Origin of the sequence: Hyphomicrobium sp. CS1GBMeth3 (assembly GCF_900117455.1) — a bacterium.
Lineage (GTDB): Bacteria > Pseudomonadota > Alphaproteobacteria > Rhizobiales > Hyphomicrobiaceae > Hyphomicrobium_C.
Map to the genome: position 1 here is coordinate 61,691 of NZ_FPHO01000002.1, position 16,556 is coordinate 78,246.

Genomic DNA, 16,556 nt, shown 5'->3' on the forward strand with positions numbered 1-16,556 from the left:
CGTGGCCGTCATCCGCAACCGACGTCAGGTCGGCATCAAGTTGGACCGCATCAGGCGGAACAGCCAGGCGGGCGTGCGCCAGGTGCTCTTGCGCGGTGCTCAGGCCATTCAGAACACGGCCGTCGAGGGCATCATCAACCCGCCTAAGACGGGTCGGATCTATCGATCGCGCGGTCGTCGGGGTGCGCGGCATCAAGCGTCGGCCCCGGGTGAGTATCCAGCCGCCGACACGGGCCGCCTGCACCAGTCGATCACGGCGACGGTGGCCGAGCGCCCCGACGTACTCACGGTGCAGGTCAGCGCCAACGTCGAATACGCAAGCTACCTCGAGCACGGCACATCGAAGATGGCGCCGCGCCCGTTTCTCTCGCGCGCCTACGCGGAAAACATCGGTGAAATCCGCCGGCGCGCGCGACGTGCCGTCAAGCTCGGCTTCCTCGGCCGGGTCGGAAGGTGGTTCACATGAGCAAGGTGCTCTTCGAGTTTACCGGCGAGTTCTGGCATTGGGCGCGCGGCAAGTGCGTGCTGTGCAAGGCGCTGGCGCTCTTCGTCTACAAGCCGGGCGTGCTGCCCGTGTCTGAGGATGTTGCCGCTCAGGCGGAAGCCGAGGGCAAGGGCCGCCGCGTCGAGGCGGGCCAATGAGCGCCGACCCGACCGACAAGCTCTTCGCGGCCGTGCGGACCAAGCTGCTCGCTGACGCGCAGATTGCATCGGCCGTGGCTGATCGCGTCGTCTCAGATTGGGGTGTGCCGCTTGATGCACCTTTCATTCGGCTCTCCGTGCCGCGCGCGCTGCCCTACGACGACGAGTGTGGTGAGGGGGCGCAGATCACGCTTCGCGTTCACGTCTTCGCCGAGCACGCGGGGCCGATCCAGTGCGCCACAATCGCTGGACGGGTCCGCTCGGTCCTCGACAATGCCGCGTTCCCAATCGACGGGCACGATCTCGACGAGATCACATATGAGCGCACCGACTACTTGGGCGACGCCGACAATCCGCGTCTGAGGATGGGCATCGCCGTCTTCAACGTCCTCACCACCGCCATCTAACGGGAGATCTCAGCCATGGCGCGCGCTATTACGGAAACCTTTGGTCAGTTCCAGGTCCTCGTCGGCGACGGCGAGGACCCTGAGGTGTTCTCGGTCATCTGCGGCCTGACGTCGAAAGGCGTGCAGCGCACGGCCTCGACGAATACGACCGTCGTGCCCGATTGCGCCAACGAAGACCTGCCCGGCTACGAAGAGGCCGACGTCGCGAGCATCGCGGTCAGCATTTCGGGCTCCGGCGTCTGGGCTCAGCAGAACCACGAGATGCTGCTCGATTGGTTCTATTCGGCGGCGCCGAAGAACGTCAAAATCCGCAACGTCAACGCTGCGACCGGTGACACCGAATACGAGAACGGCCCGGCCATCCTGACGACGCTGAGCCAGACCGGTGAGCGTGGTCAGAAGGTGCAGGGTGAGATCGCCATTCTGTTCACGCAGCAGCCGACCCGCGTTGCGAAGCCCGCCTGATGAGTAACCTGAAGGCTGAGATCAGCATCGACTGGGCAGACGGGACTTATCTGTTCCGTCTGCCCGTCAATCAGCTCCTTGAGCTGGAGCAGAAGTGCGACGCCCCGTTCGCCACCGTTTACCGACGCCTTGCTACCGGTGCCTACTCCGTCACCGATCTGCGCGAGACGCTCCGCCTTGGCCTCATCGGTGGCGGCGCCGAGCCCGTCAAGGCCCTCCAGCTCCTGAGGAACTACTTCGACGACCGGCCGAAGGCGGAGGCGTTGCCCGTGGCTCGCGCGGTGCTCGGCGCCGCCCTGTTCGGCTTCGAGGTTGATGACCTGGGAAATCAGGAAGCGGCGATGGAGGAGAGCCAAAGCGCCTCGTCGCCGCCGACTTCTACGCCTCCGCCGCGACCGTCAGCGGGCTCTCCGTTGCGGACCTCGACCGCCTCTCGCTTTGGCAATGGGCAGCAGCCGTAAAAGGCTGGAACGACGCGCATAAGCGCGAAGACGACAAGCCGCCGCCGATGTCTGAGGCGGACGAAAACCGGCTCTTGGGATGGAATAGCGATGGCCGTTGACCTCGATCGGTACATTCTCGAACTGCAGGCTCGCATGGATCGCTACGACCGCGATCTGTTGCGCGCTCAGCGGGCGACCGATCGCAGTCTCGGGACGATCGAGCGCCGGTTCGCGACCACCAATCGCAGCGTTCGCACGAATGTGCTTGGCATGGGCACGGCGCTCGGCGGGCTTGGTGCCTACCTCGGTGCCAAGCAAATTCGAGAGTACGCCGATAGCTGGAACAGCGTGTCGCGCGCGCTCGAGGCGGGCGAGCAGATCTTCGGTGTTCGTCTGCGCTCGGCGAGCGAACTCAACAAGCTCGCCAACGATGCGCGCATCGACAACGATGCGCTGGCCAAGCTCTACATCCGCACGGCCGCCGCGACGCGCGAACTCGGCGCGTCCGAGGAGGATGTTGCCAAGGCCACGACGACGGTAGCCAAGGCCCTAAAGTTGGGCACGGCTTCGGCTTCCGAGCAGACGTCGACCATGCTGCAGCTCTCCCAGGCCCTTCAGAAGGGCAAGCTCGACGGTGACGAGTTCCGCACCGTCATGGAAAACGCCGGCGTGGTTCAGGAATTGCTCGCCGATCGGCTGAAGGTCTCGAAGGGCGAGATCGTCAAGATGGCCGCGGCCGGGAAGCTCAGCGTCAATGAACTGTTCGGTGCACTGGTCGACGGCGCTGACAAGGTTGACCGCATCTTCAGGCAGATGCCGGCGACGATCGAGGAAAGCTTCCTCGTCCTCAACAACAACATCGAAGAGTACATCGGTAAGCTCGACGATACCTATGGGACGACCGAGGCGCTCGTCGCGGCGGTCAAATCGTTGTCTGACAACATCGAGCCGATTGCTGATGGCGCGCTCGTTGCTGGCGCTGCCCTCGTTACTGCGTTCTCGCCGCGGATCCTCGCATCGATCGCGGCCATGACAGTCGGCATCGGCGCGGCGGCCGGGCCGATCGGCCTGATCGGCGGCGCGCTCGCAGGCGCCGGCGGCTATGCCGAGCTATTCGGCGATAAGATGAATTTCAACATCGACCTGATGCGCAATGCGATCAATCAGGGCGCCGACTTCGGGACGGCCTGGGGGCAGGCCTTCAGCACGGTTGATAAGCAGGGCGTGACGCTACAGGACACGTTCCGAGCGCTGGTCTCGGTGTTGGCCGATGATACGAGCGCGGCGATCCGTTCGCTCATCGATGCGATCCCCGAGGGCCTCAGCGGTGCGGCATCGACCACGCTCAGCATCGTGCGCGATCTGGTCAACAAGCTGATCGGTGCCGTTGCCTTCGCGCGCGATGCTATCTTCGAGGGCTTGGCGTCCATTCCGGCCGCGATCTCCGAGGTGCTTGTCAACGCCGTCAATGCGATGCTGCGTGGCTTGCAGACGATGCTTGATACGGTCACCGACGGCATCAACAACCTGATCGCCGGCATCAACCGGATCCCGGGTGTCGAGTTCGGCTTCCTTGTGGCGCCTGACCTTGGCCAAATCGAGAATGCCTATGCGGGTGCCGGCGCGCGGGCTGGCAAGGCCTTTTCCGATGCGGCGGGTAACCTGTCGCGCGATTGGATCGGAGAAGCTGCGGGCGCCGTCGGGAAGGCCATGGACGGCGTGCTTGACCGCGTGTCCGAGCGCGCTCGAGAGAACGCCATGCTCCGCCAGTGGCGGCAGGGCACCGACGTAGATCGGGCCATCCCCGATAAGCCGAAGTATCCGGGCTCTACCGAAGAGGACAAAGCCGCAGCCCGGGCGCGCCGCGCCTTCGAGCGTGACATGCTGCAGATTGAGAACCGCATCGCCCTCGAAAAGCAGGAGGCCGATCTCATCGGCCGCTCCGCCTTCGAAATCGAGAAGATGCGGACCAAGCAGGAGCTTCTGAACGAAGCCCGCAAGGCTGGCATCGAGTTGACTGAGGCGGATCTAATCAAAATCGACGCGCTCTCGGAAGGATTGGCCCGCGCCGTCACGGAAGCCGACACGCTGCGCAAGGCTTATGAGGATCTCAAGAACGATAGCCAGGAGTTCCTCTCGTCGTTCATCCGCGACATGAAGGACGGTGCATCTGCATCTGACGCTCTGGCCGGCGCTCTCGACCGCATCGCCAACAAGCTGATTGACATGGCCGTTGAAGGGCTCGTCGAGAGCGCCCTGGGCGGGCTCACAGGCCGAGGCGGCAATGCCCAAGGGGCATCGGGCGGCCTCGCGCTGCTCAGCCTCTTTGGCTTCGCCAAGGGCGGCATTGCGGCCAATGGTCGGCCGGTGCCGCTTCCGCGATTTGCCAAAGGCGGCATCTCCCGCACGGCGTCGATCTTTGGCGAGGCTGGTCCGGAGGCCGCCGTGCCTCTTCCTGACGGCCGCAGAATCCCGGTCGAGCTGCGCATGCCCGACATGCCGAAGGCGTCAGCGGCGGGTCAGGCGGTCACGCTGACCGTGGCGCCCGTCTTCAACGTCGAGAACGGCACCCCCGAGGGCGTCGACAAGATGAAGTCGGACATCGTGCCGACCATCCAGAAAGTGGTGCGCGCCGAGGTCGGGCAGATCTTCTCGCGCAACGCTGAATTCCGGAAAATCAAGGGCAACTGATGGCACCGACGTTTCCAAGGCCCTTTCCGCTTGGTGGGGTCTTCACGGGCGATTGCGCCTTCGATCTCGTGCGCGTCCAGACGCGCAACCTGCCGGGCAACTCGACCCCGGATGTGGCCGATGTCGCCGATCCGTATTGGCGTGGCGAGTGGCGGACGTCCGTCACGTCGCGCCAGGCCTATGCGGAGTGGGCAGCGTGGCTCGACAGTCTCCGTGGCGGCCTCAGGCTGTTCAAGGGCCGGCCGAACAGGCACTGCTGGCCCCTGACATACCCCCGTGGGTTCGCGGGCCTCACGGTCGAGGGTGACCCGTTTGACGGCCTTGGAAACCTCGCCTCGATCGGTGCCTCTCGTGACAGCGTGACGATCGAGGGCTTGCCGGATGGTTTCACGCTGCTCGTCGGCGACTTGTTCTCGATCCCGGTCGGTGCGCGTCAGCACATCCATCGCATCACCGAGGGTGGCGTCGCGGTCGATGGCGATGTCACGGTCTACTGCGAGCCGATCATCAATCCGTCGGTTGTCGCTGGCGCAGTGCCGGTGCGGCTCGATACGCCCTACTGCGACATGATCCTGACCGAAGCGCAGATGCCGCGCAATCCGATCAAGGGCGGCACGATCTCGTTCGTCGGTCAGCAGGCGCTCATCTGATGCTGACGCTACCACCGGAAGTTATAGCGCTGGTCGAAAGCGGCCGGTTCGCGATCCGCCACCTGCTGCGCGTCGATCTTGACGGTGGATCCGAGGGCCTCTGGAACGGCTCGTATCCGCTGATCGTCTCGGACGTGACCTATGCTCCGCTCGCCGGGAATATGGTCGTCGAGGAAGTGCCCGGCTCGGTCAACCTCGACGCGGAGCGGGTGCAGGTCCGCGTCTCCGGTCTCTCGCCGGCCGTCACGGGCGTGCTCGACGGCGTGGCGTGGCATCAGCGCCCGACGGTGCTGTCGGTGGCATTCATGAACGAAGCGGGCAGTGCCGTGCATGTACTGCCGCGCTTCTCGGGGTTTCTCGACCATCTGACGATTTCCGACGTGGCGGATGGCGTCTGCGAGATCGTGGTCGAGGTCGAAAGCAATAACCGGGGCCTCTACCGGTCGTCGACGCGGGTGCGGTCGGACAACGACCAGCGCCGCGTCTCGGCGACAGATGGCTTCTTCAAGTACGCCACGGCGGCGGCGATCGACGTGCAAATTCCTTGGGGGCGCAAGGGTGAGCAATATCCAGTCCGACCTAAATAGGCGTCAGCGCGCCGAGCGCTGGCCTGCTCTTTTGCGGGAGGTCGTCCGTCGCCACGCCGAGAGCCCCTTCGCATGGGGCGAGTGCGACTGCGCCACGCTGTTCGGGCAGTCGGTCGAGGCGATTGCGGGATTCGATCCTATCCCCGAACGACTGAACTACCGCACGCCTCAAGGCGCGCTTCAGAGTGTGCGCAAAGCCGGGTTCGGCTCGATGCTCGAGCTCGTCGCCGCGCGCTTCCCGGAAATCCCCCCATCGGCAGCTCAGCGCGGCGATCTCGGCTTTCTCGCCGAGGATAACGGCCCGCTCGTTTGCCCGATGATTATCGACGGATCGATTGCGCATGTGAAGGCGCTGTCGGGCTATTGCCAGATCCCCCGCGGCCTCGTTGCAAGGGCGTTTGCCGTATGATGCAGATCGCGCTGCTCGCGCTCGCGTTCGCAGTCTGCTGGTCAAGCCCGGCCGCTGCGGACCCGATCAGCACTCTCATCGTGAGCGCGATTGGCCTAACGGGCGCGGCTGCAACGGTTGGAACGGCGCTTCTGAACGCCGGCATGGCATTCGGGCTGAGCGCGCTTTCGCGGTCGCTGGCCCCGAAAGGGAAGCGCGGCACTGCGCAGGGAGGCCAAAACCTCTCGCTGCGCATCGAGACGGATGCTCCGCGGCAGGTCATCCTCGGCCGGCAGGCGACGGCTGGCACGCTCGCTTACTGGCAGTGCACGGGGTCGAACAATCAGACCCTGCACATGGTCATCGCGCTCGCGGACCATGAGTGCCACGGCCTTGCTGAGCTGTGGGTTGATGGCAAGCTCCGGTCTTGGAACGCCGAGACGGGCGTCGTCAGTGGTTTCGACAGCAAGCTCAAGGTCCGCTTCTATCGCGGCACGCCGGATCAGACCGTCGACACGGTGGTTCGCAACGCCTCCGGTGGCCGCTGGACCGACAACGAGCGCGGCATCGGTGTCTGCTATGCGGTCGTCGAAGCCACCGAAGACGAGAAGGTCTTCAAGGGTGGCATTCCGCAGATCATCTTCGTCATCGATGGCGCCAAGCTCTACGATCCCCGCAAGGACGATACCGCGGGCGGGTCTGGTGCGCATCGTTGGAATGACCCGACAACCTGGGAGTTCTCGGACAACAACGCAGTCGCCATCTACAACGTTCTCCGGGGCATCTACCAGAACGGCGCGTTCCTCATGGGCCTTCTCGCGCCCGCCGACACAATCCGCATGTCGGATTTCGAGGCCGCCGCGAACGCCTGCGACGAGACGATCGCGCTTGCGGCTGGCGGCACGGAGCCGCGCTACCGCTGCTCGGTCATCGTCGACGTCGGTCCCGGCCTCAATCCCGAGCGCGACGCTCTCGAGCTGTTGATCGAGGGCATGGCGGGCGACGTCATCTGCTCGGGCGGCATCTATCGCATCATGGCGGGCGTATCGCGGTCGAGCGTGGCGACCCTGACGGACGCGGATTTCATCGTCACCGAGCCGCTGATCGCGGATCCTCGGCGCCCGCGCACAGAACTGACCAATGCCGTTTCGGCATCGTTCTCCGATCCGTCCCGGTCCTACAACATCGTGCCCCTTCCGACACGCTCGTCGAGCGAGGATGAGGAAGCGGACGGCGGCTATCGCTGGACGCGCGCGCTCGATCTCTCAGGGGTGCGCTCACGCACGCAGGGTCAGCGGGTGCAGGAGATCCGGCGTCGAGAGGCGCGCCGTCAACTCCGGGCGCGGGGATCGCTGCGGGCACGTTGGTTTATCCTTGAGCCAGGCGATTGGGTCACGATCAACTCGAACCGTCGCGGCTGGTCCGGGCGCACGTTCATGATCGGCGACACGACGATCGCGGCCGACCTAGCGTCGGGCCGCGACTTCGTAGAGGTCGACGCCGAGATTGACGACTGGTCAGCCGGCATGGAGATCGCCGACGATACGGTCGCAGATCTTCCGGGCGGCGGGCCGACGCTGACGACGGTGCCCGGCTTTGTGATCGAAGCGGTCACGATCGAGGGCATTGGTGGGCAACAGTTGCCCGGCGTCCGAGCAACATGGACGCCGATTGACGACGCAACCGTCGTCAACCTGCGTATCGAGTATCGCAAGGCCGGCGATACCGTCGTGCTGGGCGAGGTGGTCGTGCTCGACCCTTCGACCGGCCAATACACATGGACGGGCGCCATTCAAGGCGGGATCGTCTATGAGGCGCGTGCGATCCCCGTCACGCAACCGGTGCGCGGTGTCGACTGGACGTCATGGGCGAGCACCGGGGAAGAAGCGGCGCAGCAGATCGTTGGCGTGGCGCAGTTTGCTCAGGGGGTCTCTCCCGGCTCCATCACGCCCGAGATGCTCGACGAGCAGACGCGGTTCGAACTCTACCTCGTCACGGCCCAGGAGGCGGCGCAGGGCTCGGTCAATGAGCGCTGGGCGAAGCTCAACGACAAGATCATCCAGATCGCCGAGGCGGTCGCGGCTGTGCAGCTCGATAGCGTCGAGCAGGGCGCCTTCGTGCGCCGCCAGGAGATCATCCGCCAGACGGACACGGAGAGCCTGGCGCAGGACATCGTGGAGTTGCGCGCGCAGGTCGATGAGGACGTTGCGAGCGCCATTCAGGTGCTTGAGGCATCCGTGTTCGATCCGGACGACGGCCTTCCGTCGAAGGCCAGCGCATCGGCGCTGACGGCGCTGTCGACGACTGTCGACGGAAATACGAACTCGATTGCCGAAATCATGGAGGTCGATAGCGAGGGGAACTCGCGATGGATGATCGGTGCCTCGAATGACGGCACGGTGGCGTTCTTTATCTCTGCGGACGGCACGCAGACCGCGAGCGAGATCACGCTCGGCGCCGGTGCCATCCGCTTCGCGAACCCTGACCCTGGTCTGAATGACGGCGAGCCGCTTAGCCTCGTCAGCATCGAAACGGTGATGATCGACGGTGTTCCGAAGTCGCGAACCGTCTTCAACGGCGAGATGCTGGCCGATGCTCTGCGCGCCGGCTACATCTCCGCCATCGAGCTAACGGCGATCTTTGCTCACCTCGGGTCCGGCTACGTCGACGGCGTGCTGCAAAGCAACCCGGAGAATCCCAACGGCAACCTCAAGCTCGATTTCGACAACATCGAGTTCGAACTTACGACGGCCTCCTGATGGCACGGGTTACGCTCCGCGGGCGCGGCTCCGATGGCCGGGTCGCGATCTGGACGGGTGAGGATGACGACCCGTTCAACGATCCGCTCGATCATCTGAGCCGGGTGAAGTACCACTCGGAGCTTGGCTATCCGAAGGTCATCAGCGAGTGGACGGGTAACGTCAACTTCACGGCACGCACGAGTTGGAACCCTGGCGATGGTGGCGCGGTCAACGGCTGGCGGACGAGCGATAGCGTCCGGGTGGTGACGCACAACCTGTTCGCGCACGGCCTTTCGGGGCAGCCGTGGGTGCTCGGTTCAGTGAACATCGGCGGCGTCGATGTCGCCTTTACCGGCAGCGTCCCGGTGCAAATGGGTGTTCGCTCGTCGAGCAGCAGCGGAGCGCCATCTGGCGACGGCAAGAACCCATGGGCGCGGTGGGTCACGCTCGGAGCTGATGGGACCAATGTTGCCCTGTTCGAATATTGCGTTGTGGGGCGGTGGGCGAGCGGTGGCAACGCGAATGCCTCCGGCATCTACATGCCTGCCATCACGTTGCCCGTCACGGTGTGGGTAACCGACGAGATCCTGTCCACATGACTCAAACGATCCTCATGACGCCCGAGCGCGTTGTCTTCAACGCCGGCCAGTTTGACAGCGACCGTCGCTATTTGCGGGAGACGTCAGGGACGCATTTGACAACGCTACTCGCAGGTCCGAGCATCGCGTTTGCGGCGCGCTCGCAAGACACGTTTACGTACAATGTCGGATGGCGGTTCAAAGTCGGTGCCTACGAAGTGACGGGCGAGGATGATAGCGGGGATTATCCGCCGCCCTCCAGCATCACCAACACGCCAACGAACATCGTGCTCTAGATGGGTCTTGAGGCCAACAGCGGGCGCTTCCGGATCACCAATGAGGATGGTGACCTGCGTCTCGACACCGACGACGGTCTATTTCACCGCGTTGGTCCCCTGATCACGGGGTCGCGCAGCTACGCGTCGCAGAGTTCGCAGCCGAGCCGCATCAACCAGACCACGACGTCAGTGGTCGGCACCTGCCACCCCGACTGCACGCACGTCATCGGCTCCGTCTACTTCACAGGCTCTAGCGGCGCGAACGCCATCGGCTACGAGCGCTGGACGACCTACCTCGGCGGCACGCTGATCTGGGCGCTGACGGGACCGAACCTATTCGCACCCCCGCCGGGCGGCATCTATCGCCACTACATCACGACCGTCGTCGCCTATCGCTTCTACATCGACGGGACTGACGTCGTCCTTGAAAAGCGCCTCGTGATGGAAGCGATGCGTGCGGGCAGCGCCACCATCGTCGCGCATCAGATCGCCTTCAACCTCAAGACCGGCCTCTTCACCTAACCTCGGGAACACCGATGAGCAGCTATCTCCTGCCTTATAGCGCGGGCACGATCTCGCTTGAGAACGGCTCAAAGGTCGTGACGGGCGTCGGGACCGCGTTCGGGATTGCCGTCAAGCCGGGCGACCTCCTGCAGCTCGACGACGGCATTCTGCGCGCCATCGGTGCCGCTGAGATCACCAACACCGGCTTTGAGCTGATCGATGACTATGAGGGCGCAACAGACAGTGGCGTCGCCTACAAAATTCACCGCGTCTCGCCGGGCTGGGGCGACGTCGCCAACCTCAATGCCCGCGTTTCCGAGCTGATCGAGGGCGTGCAGCGCGGCTACGCCATGACCTCGCTCTCGTCGGTTGAGATCGGCACGGGAGAACAGACGTTCATCGTCAATACGGCTCTCCCAATCGGTTCGGGGGCTCGGCTCAACATCTCATCGACGGTGCCCGGCGAAGAAGCATCGCACACGATGAACGGCGTCGTGAAATCGCTCGTCGGGCAGACGCTGATTGTCGACGTGGTGTTCGCGACAGGCACCGGCCAGACGCGCGCGAGCTGGAACATCAACATCTCCGGTCTCGTCGGTGACGTGACGCCAGAAGCCGAAGCGGCGCGGGATGCCGCCATCGAAGCCAAGGACGATGCGGAGGCGGCTGCTTCGGCGGCATCTGCCAGTGCCGGGGCAGCCTCGCTGTCGGCCGATGCTGCAGCGGACAGCCAGGGGGACGCCGAGAGCGCGGCCACGGCCGCGGCGGGCGTGCAGACGGCGCTGCAGTCGTATCTGCTGACGCCGAAAGCCGCAGATCCTACGGTGGACGATAACGGCAACGCGCTGCAGGTCGGCACCCGCTATTACAACACCACGACAGAAAGTGAACGCATCTACAAGACCGGCGGCACCTGGGACAACTACACGGGCGCCGACGGTATGGCGGCGCTGCTCGACGACACGGCGCCGAAGCTTGGCGGCGATCTGGACCTCAATGGCTTCGATGTTCCCGGCCTCGCGAAGGGCGCCGGATCGTCGGTCGCCGGTAACATTGCGACGTTTGCGGATGCCAGCGGCGAAGCGCTCGGCGACAGCGGCGTCAGGATACTCGACGAGGACGATTTCGCCTCGGACAGCGCGACGGCTGTTCCGACGCAGCAGAGCACGAAGAAGTATATCTCGGATGTGCTCGCGGCCGGCGACTATGCGGCGCTTAAGGGCGGCATCAACTGCGCCGCCAACCCGGACTATCCGGCAGCAAATGCCGGCGACACGTACCGTGTGACAGGGGCGGGGCGGATCGGCGGTGCGGCCGGCCCTCTCGTCCAGGCTGGGGACGCGATCCAGTGCTTTGTGGACGAATCCGCGAGCGGCAACCACGCCGCTGTCGGCGCGAACTGGCTCATCCTGCAGGCCAACGTCGACCTTGCCACGGATGCCGCGCCGGGCATCGTCGAGCTTGCGACGAACTCGGAGGCGCAGGCGAAGACAGACACCGCGCGCGCTATCACGCCGGCCAATTTAGCGGCGCTCGGCGCGACGGAAGCGTTCTCTGGCATCGTCGAGTTAGCTACTGCGGCAGAGACCGCAGCGGGCACCGACAGCGTTCGTGCCGTGCATCCAGCCGGCGCAGCAGTCGTCTATACGCCCAAAACGCGGCAGGTCAATCCGCAGACGGGCACGACGTACACCTTCGTGCTGGCGGACGCCGGGAAGCTATGCACGTTCTCGAACGCAGGAGCCATCACGGTCACGGTGCCACCAAACAGCAGCGTGGCGTTCCCGGTCGGCACACAGATTGACATCGCGCAATTGGGCGCGGGCCAAGTGACCCTGGCTCAAGGCTCTGGCGTGACGATCAACAGCGAGGTCGCCCAGAAGAAATTGGCCACGCAGTATTCCGGAGGAACGCTGGTCAAGACCGGGACCGATACGTGGTTGTTGGTCGGGAGCCTTGCAGCATGAGCCGGTTTGGTCTTGGTATGACCTCACGGTATGGTCCGGCGCGGCTGATCTTCCTCGATCAGTATTTCTCGACTGTTACGGCGGCAAGTTGGAACACGGGCGCCATCAACCTCGGGCAGGCTCGAGGTCGCAGCCTTGTTGCCGTCGGGCTATCTGCCGCCTCTGGAACGTCTACGCCAACGGTAAACTCGATCACTATCGGGGGCGTCGCGGCCACGCTGATCGAAACCGCAGCCATTGCGACGCAATATCGGACTTGGCTCTACGTTGCCGAGGTGCCGGCCGAAAGCGGGGCGATTGCCGTCACAATGGCGGGGAACGTTGATCAGTGCTTCGTGGCAGCCGTCTATCGCCTGAACAATCTTGCTAGCCTGACCCCATTTCATACGAATAACGCTGGCGTGACCTCTGGGGTCGCATCCCTGTCTCTCAACGTGCCGGCTAGAGGAATTGCCCTTGCGGCCGGCATTGGCCGTATCTCCGGAGCGTACTACGCCATCGCGGCCGGTGACGAGGGTATGGCTGCCGAGACCGGACGAACGGTTTCGGTGAACAATAGTGGCTCCAACTTCCTGTGGACCGGGCTCATCGAACGCGATGAAGATCACATCGTCACGGCCGGCAGCGCAACTCAGCGTATGATGACGGCCGCGAGTTGGGCCTAGACATCGACGCGGCGGACGACGAACAGCCAAATCGAATGCCCGCTTGGCTTCGTGAAGGGCGGGATGAGCACCTCGGTCGCAGCGTATCGTCCCTTGCCCCATTGCAGGATCAGGTAGGGCAGCACGTCCGGATCGGCGCCAAAAGGATCAAGCTCATTGGAGTGGCCAGCGGTATGCTCCGAGGTGTGCTCGATGATGACGCAGCCGCCCGGCGCGAGCTGGTCGACCCACGTGTTGAGCGCCTTTTCCGGGTCGTAGGCGTGGTCGTGGGAGTTCGTGTAAACGAAGTCAAAGCGGCCCTCCCACTCAGCGCGCGGCTCGTGAAAGTCCCACTGAACCGTGCGTGGAAATTGATCTGCGGTATCGGAGATCTCGGTACCGATCATCTCCGCGCCTAGGTGGTCGGCGAACCACTGTTGCTCGAGGCCGCGCCGCGTGCCGTGGCACAGGCCACGAACCGGCATCTTTGAGGAGTTGCGCAGGTAGCTGCTGATGAATCGGATCGTGTCTTCATCGGCAAAGACCCAATCGAGCTTGCGCTTGTTGCCGGCGATCTGGACCTCGCGATAGCGGTCGAGATCGAAGGTTCCGTCGGGCTTTCGGTACGTGTAGAGCGAAACGGAGCGGCTGGGCTGCCGGGGCGCGACGAGGCGCTTGATTGCCTTCTTGAGCCTGACCGGAACCAAGGCCTTGAGCGGCTGCATCGTGCGTCCTCGTGTTGGAGCGTTCGTATACGGAAACATTAGGTGCAGTAGGCGGACAGTAGCAATGCTGTTCTCCACACATTTCTGTCAGGGCTGGCATCTCGCCGGCCCTTTTTCTTTGGGGGTGACGATGGCTCTGAACGAGCGAAGTCTCAAAAACCTGCAGGGGGTGCATCCTGACCTCGTGCGGGTGGTGAAGCTGGCCGCCGAGCGCGAGCCCTTCATCGTAACGGAGGGCGTGCGTACGATCGAGCGGCAGAAGCAGCTCAAGGCGGCGGGCAAGAGCTGGACGCTCAATTCCCGGCACCTCAACGGCCACGCGATCGATGTCGTCGACCCCGACGGGAAATACGACATCCCTGACATGGATCACATCGCGGTGGTCATGAAAGGCGCCGCGGCCGAGCTCGGCGTGCCGATCACCTGGGGCGGAGATTGGAAATCCCGCGACACGCCCCATTTCGAGCTCGACTGGAAGGCGTATCCCGAGACCGGAATGAGCTTCGTCTCGCGGATCAAGGAAACCGCCGTCGACGTCGCCACGTCGAAGCCGGGCGTCGTCACGACGGGCGTTGGTGTCGGCGCTGGCATTGCCGAGAACGCAGACAAGATCCCGGCTCCGCCCGACCTCACGTCTTTCACTGCGTGGAAGGTTTTCAGTCAGACCGCCATCGATCTCGGCTCGTGGGTCTGGGGCAATCCCACCATCGTCGTCATGATCGGTGGCTGGATTGCCGGCACGCTCTATTGGCCGAAGATCAAGGCAACAATCGGTGGAGCCGTCGATGCCATCGCAGAGAAGCGGAGGGCGGCATGATCGGCAGCATCGTTGCCTGGCTCGTCGCGCGCCTGATCCCCATCGGGGCAGGGGCGGCGGCCGTCTTGGCGTTGGTTGTGTGGGACTACGTGCGTATCGAAAGGGCTGAGCAGCGCGGCGAGGATCGCGCGCACGTTGAAACGGAGCGCAACAATGCAAAAGTTCAAGAGCTGGGCCGTCGTGGCTCTGATAATGACGGTAAGCCCGTTCCTGGCAGCGTGCGAGACCCTGGGTATCGCGACGGCTGAGAAGAAAGCGTCCGTCAGCGCGGCCTCGGTGCTGCGCAACGTGCCCGAAGTCGAGAACAGCCCCGACGCGCCGTGCTGGCAGCAACGCCAGATCGCCAAGCAGCGGGCCTATATTCATAGCGTCACGAAGGGCAAGCCGAAGCGATATCACGCCGATTGCACGGACGAGCCGCCCACCAAGCCTACACCGAAGACGTCGTGAGGCTGGCCATGGGGAACCACGCCTATGTTCGATCAGAGCCCGAATGGCCAGCACAGTTGGCGCATGCCCTCGCCGGGCGAAATCCTGCTTCGCATCGAGAGCCGCCTCGGCGGCCTCGAGACGGGGCAGGCCATGACGCTCGACGCGGTGAAGGAGGGCTCCCGCAAGATGGATCACGCCCACGCCCGCATCACGGACCTCAAGGGGAGGGTGGAGCGCCTGGAACAGTCCGCCTCTACGACGCAGCCGTCGGGCCAGCCGCCTATGGGCACGGCGGGTTTGCTCAGCGGCCTCACGTCGTTGCTGACGGCCCTGGCAGCGGTGTTGCCGCCTCTCGGCACGCTGGCGGTGCTGATCATCTGGTTGGTGGCGGCTCTGACGGCGGGTCTCAACGCCGAGACGGTGCGGGGCTTGATTGGCCTGACACCGTAAAGCTCGGGCTCATCGCTGCCTGTTCGCTCGCCACCGGTGCCGCCCTGGCTCTGATCCTCTTCCCGACGGGATAGCGCGCCCGCGACCGCACCGCGGTTGAAGCGCTTGTCGCCCCCGCTGCCGTTCCGACCGCCCCCGGGACGGTGGCGGGGGCGGTATTGCGTCTGAGCCCCTTTGTCCCCGATGGACAAAACAGGTTGCGGAGACGTGTAGCATCCTCACTCTGGCGCACTTGGACGGCTCCAAAACGCTCGTAAAATCATTCACTTCACTACCGCCCTTTACCTTGAGGTGGTAGCGGGGCAACCCGTGGAAGTTCGAGTCTTCTCGACCGCACCATATTGATGTCGATGGCGAGGCCGCATGGCGGCTCGTCTCCTGCTCAAGCTTCTCGATCGAGCGCTTGGCTGTGCAGGCCCACATGCGAGGCGGGCTAACCGGTTTTTTACCGTCGTGGGTTGCCGCAAGCGGGCGTCAACCATTCCTATATAGGCGCAGAGCTAGCCTGACGGCCGTTCGACGGGGCGTCTGGACTTCATGCGCAGCAGCAACTTATATCTTGCGGTCGTTCGCCGCCATGTACTTGGCATGGGCCGCCGGTTCCAAGCCGATGCGCGGGGTGCGACGGCGGTCGAGTTTGCGATCGTGGCTGCGCCTTTCTTCGTCCTGGTGCTCGGCATCATGACCATCGGCCTGCAGTTCATGACCTCGCATTTTCTCGAGCATGGCGTCGAGGCGGCCTCCCGGAAGATCAGGACAGGAGAGGTGCTCAAGGACGGGCTGACGCTCGGCGACTTCCGCCAAATGTTCTGCAGTGAAGCGGGGCGCCTGATTTCCTGCGACGAGCATCTGGTCATTCATATCAAGAGCAGCGAGACGTTTGCCGGGCTTTCACCGCTCACGAGCTGCGTGACGGACGGGCAGCTCACGCCTGCCGAAGGCGACGATGGCGATGGTCTTGGCACCCGCACTGGCGGGGCGAGCCAGCGGGTCGTGGTCAGCGCCTGCTACCAATGGGACATGGGGCTCGTGCTCTGGCAGAAAATCTGGAACCTGCTCTCTCCGACGCCGACCGCGCAGGGCAGGCCCGTGCTTTCGGCCGTCGCGGCGTTCCAGTCCGAACCCTACCCGGAATGAGCCCGAGGAG

Annotated in this window: 20 protein-coding genes; 19 read left to right on the forward strand and 1 reads right to left on the reverse strand. The window is 64.2% G+C overall.

The window, feature by feature from the left end; all coding sequences use genetic code 11:
• Nucleotide 1 precedes the first annotated feature (1 nt).
• From CS1GBM3_RS00400 to CS1GBM3_RS00470, 15 genes are all read left to right on the forward strand, one after another.
• Nucleotides 2-466, forward strand: a complete 465-nt coding sequence (locus CS1GBM3_RS00400; RefSeq protein WP_072389874.1) for an HK97-gp10 family putative phage morphogenesis protein — start codon at nucleotides 2-4, stop codon at nucleotides 464-466.
• On the forward strand, nucleotides 463-642 hold the full coding sequence (locus CS1GBM3_RS00405) for a hypothetical protein (RefSeq protein WP_072389876.1): 180 nt from the start codon (nucleotides 463-465) through the stop codon (nucleotides 640-642). Before CS1GBM3_RS00400 ends, CS1GBM3_RS00405 begins: the two co-directional genes overlap by 4 nt.
• Nucleotides 639-1,049, forward strand: a complete 411-nt coding sequence (locus tag CS1GBM3_RS00410) for a DUF3168 domain-containing protein (RefSeq protein WP_072389879.1) — start codon at nucleotides 639-641, stop codon at nucleotides 1,047-1,049. The genes CS1GBM3_RS00405 and CS1GBM3_RS00410 overlap by 4 nt, the downstream gene beginning before the upstream one ends.
• Before the next feature lie 15 nt (nucleotides 1,050-1,064).
• Nucleotides 1,065-1,514 carry a phage tail tube protein gene (locus CS1GBM3_RS00415; RefSeq protein ID WP_072389882.1) on the forward strand — a complete coding sequence of 150 codons (450 nt, stop codon included), beginning with the start codon at nucleotides 1,065-1,067 and terminating at the stop codon, nucleotides 1,512-1,514.
• Nucleotides 1,514-1,975 (forward strand): gene transfer agent family protein, encoded by a 462-nt coding sequence (locus CS1GBM3_RS00420; protein ID WP_072389885.1) that lies wholly within the window; start codon nucleotides 1,514-1,516, stop codon nucleotides 1,973-1,975. The genes CS1GBM3_RS00415 and CS1GBM3_RS00420 overlap by 1 nt, the downstream gene beginning before the upstream one ends.
• Nucleotides 1,976-2,065: 90 nt before the next feature.
• On the forward strand, nucleotides 2,066-4,648 hold the full coding sequence (locus tag CS1GBM3_RS00425; RefSeq protein ID WP_072389888.1) for a tape measure protein: 2,583 nt from the start codon (nucleotides 2,066-2,068) through the stop codon (nucleotides 4,646-4,648).
• On the forward strand, nucleotides 4,648-5,298 hold the full coding sequence (locus CS1GBM3_RS00430; RefSeq protein ID WP_072389891.1) for a hypothetical protein: 651 nt from the start codon (nucleotides 4,648-4,650) through the stop codon (nucleotides 5,296-5,298). The genes CS1GBM3_RS00425 and CS1GBM3_RS00430 overlap by 1 nt, the downstream gene beginning before the upstream one ends.
• Nucleotides 5,298-5,885, forward strand: coding sequence for a hypothetical protein (locus tag CS1GBM3_RS00435; protein ID WP_072389894.1), 588 nt, complete (start codon nucleotides 5,298-5,300; stop codon nucleotides 5,883-5,885). Before CS1GBM3_RS00430 ends, CS1GBM3_RS00435 begins: the two co-directional genes overlap by 1 nt.
• Nucleotides 5,857-6,294: a DUF6950 family protein gene (locus CS1GBM3_RS00440; RefSeq protein ID WP_139247706.1), complete on the forward strand. Its 438-nt coding sequence runs from the start codon at nucleotides 5,857-5,859 to the stop codon at nucleotides 6,292-6,294. The genes CS1GBM3_RS00435 and CS1GBM3_RS00440 overlap by 29 nt, the downstream gene beginning before the upstream one ends.
• Nucleotides 6,291-9,032 carry a phage tail protein gene (locus tag CS1GBM3_RS00445; RefSeq protein ID WP_072389900.1) on the forward strand — a complete coding sequence of 914 codons (2,742 nt, stop codon included), beginning with the start codon at nucleotides 6,291-6,293 and terminating at the stop codon, nucleotides 9,030-9,032. The genes CS1GBM3_RS00440 and CS1GBM3_RS00445 overlap by 4 nt, the downstream gene beginning before the upstream one ends.
• Nucleotides 9,032-9,613 (forward strand): hypothetical protein, encoded by a 582-nt coding sequence (locus tag CS1GBM3_RS00450; protein ID WP_072389903.1) that lies wholly within the window; start codon nucleotides 9,032-9,034, stop codon nucleotides 9,611-9,613. Before CS1GBM3_RS00445 ends, CS1GBM3_RS00450 begins: the two co-directional genes overlap by 1 nt.
• Nucleotides 9,610-9,888, forward strand: a complete 279-nt coding sequence (locus CS1GBM3_RS00455) for a hypothetical protein (RefSeq protein WP_072389906.1) — start codon at nucleotides 9,610-9,612, stop codon at nucleotides 9,886-9,888. Before CS1GBM3_RS00450 ends, CS1GBM3_RS00455 begins: the two co-directional genes overlap by 4 nt.
• Nucleotides 9,889-10,392: a hypothetical protein gene (locus tag CS1GBM3_RS00460; RefSeq protein WP_072389909.1), complete on the forward strand. Its 504-nt coding sequence runs from the start codon at nucleotides 9,889-9,891 to the stop codon at nucleotides 10,390-10,392. It begins immediately after the preceding gene.
• 14 nt (nucleotides 10,393-10,406) lie between these two features.
• Nucleotides 10,407-12,341: a hypothetical protein gene (locus CS1GBM3_RS00465; protein WP_072389912.1), complete on the forward strand. Its 1,935-nt coding sequence runs from the start codon at nucleotides 10,407-10,409 to the stop codon at nucleotides 12,339-12,341.
• On the forward strand, nucleotides 12,338-13,006 hold the full coding sequence (locus tag CS1GBM3_RS00470; protein ID WP_139247707.1) for a hypothetical protein: 669 nt from the start codon (nucleotides 12,338-12,340) through the stop codon (nucleotides 13,004-13,006). The genes CS1GBM3_RS00465 and CS1GBM3_RS00470 overlap by 4 nt, the downstream gene beginning before the upstream one ends.
• On the opposite strand, the gene CS1GBM3_RS00475 is transcribed toward CS1GBM3_RS00470, so the two are convergent.
• The gene (locus CS1GBM3_RS00475; RefSeq protein ID WP_072389918.1) at nucleotides 13,003-13,710 is read right to left on the reverse strand and encodes a class I SAM-dependent methyltransferase; all 708 of its coding nucleotides are present in this window, start codon (nucleotides 13,708-13,710) and stop codon (nucleotides 13,003-13,005) included. The two genes, CS1GBM3_RS00470 and CS1GBM3_RS00475, sit on opposite strands and share 4 nt — an antisense overlap.
• Before the next feature lie 130 nt (nucleotides 13,711-13,840).
• Between CS1GBM3_RS00475 and CS1GBM3_RS00480 the strand changes: the two genes are divergently transcribed.
• The 4 genes from CS1GBM3_RS00480 to CS1GBM3_RS00495 all read left to right on the forward strand — a co-directional run bounded on the left by CS1GBM3_RS00480 (nucleotide 13,841) and on the right by CS1GBM3_RS00495 (nucleotide 16,546).
• The gene (locus CS1GBM3_RS00480; RefSeq protein ID WP_210186190.1) at nucleotides 13,841-14,527 is read left to right on the forward strand and encodes a M15 family metallopeptidase; all 687 of its coding nucleotides are present in this window, start codon (nucleotides 13,841-13,843) and stop codon (nucleotides 14,525-14,527) included.
• Nucleotides 14,528-14,680: 153 nt separating this feature from the next.
• Complete coding sequence (locus CS1GBM3_RS00485; RefSeq protein ID WP_072389923.1) at nucleotides 14,681-14,977, forward strand: hypothetical protein; 297 nt, start codon at nucleotides 14,681-14,683, stop codon at nucleotides 14,975-14,977.
• A 24-nt stretch (nucleotides 14,978-15,001) separates the two neighbouring features.
• Entirely contained in the window at nucleotides 15,002-15,409 is a 408-nt protein-coding gene (locus CS1GBM3_RS00490) for a hypothetical protein (RefSeq protein WP_072389926.1), read from the forward strand.
• A gap of 537 nt (nucleotides 15,410-15,946) precedes the next feature.
• Complete coding sequence (locus CS1GBM3_RS00495; RefSeq protein ID WP_083566920.1) at nucleotides 15,947-16,546, forward strand: TadE/TadG family type IV pilus assembly protein; 600 nt, start codon at nucleotides 15,947-15,949, stop codon at nucleotides 16,544-16,546.
• Nucleotides 16,547-16,556 lie beyond the last annotated feature (10 nt).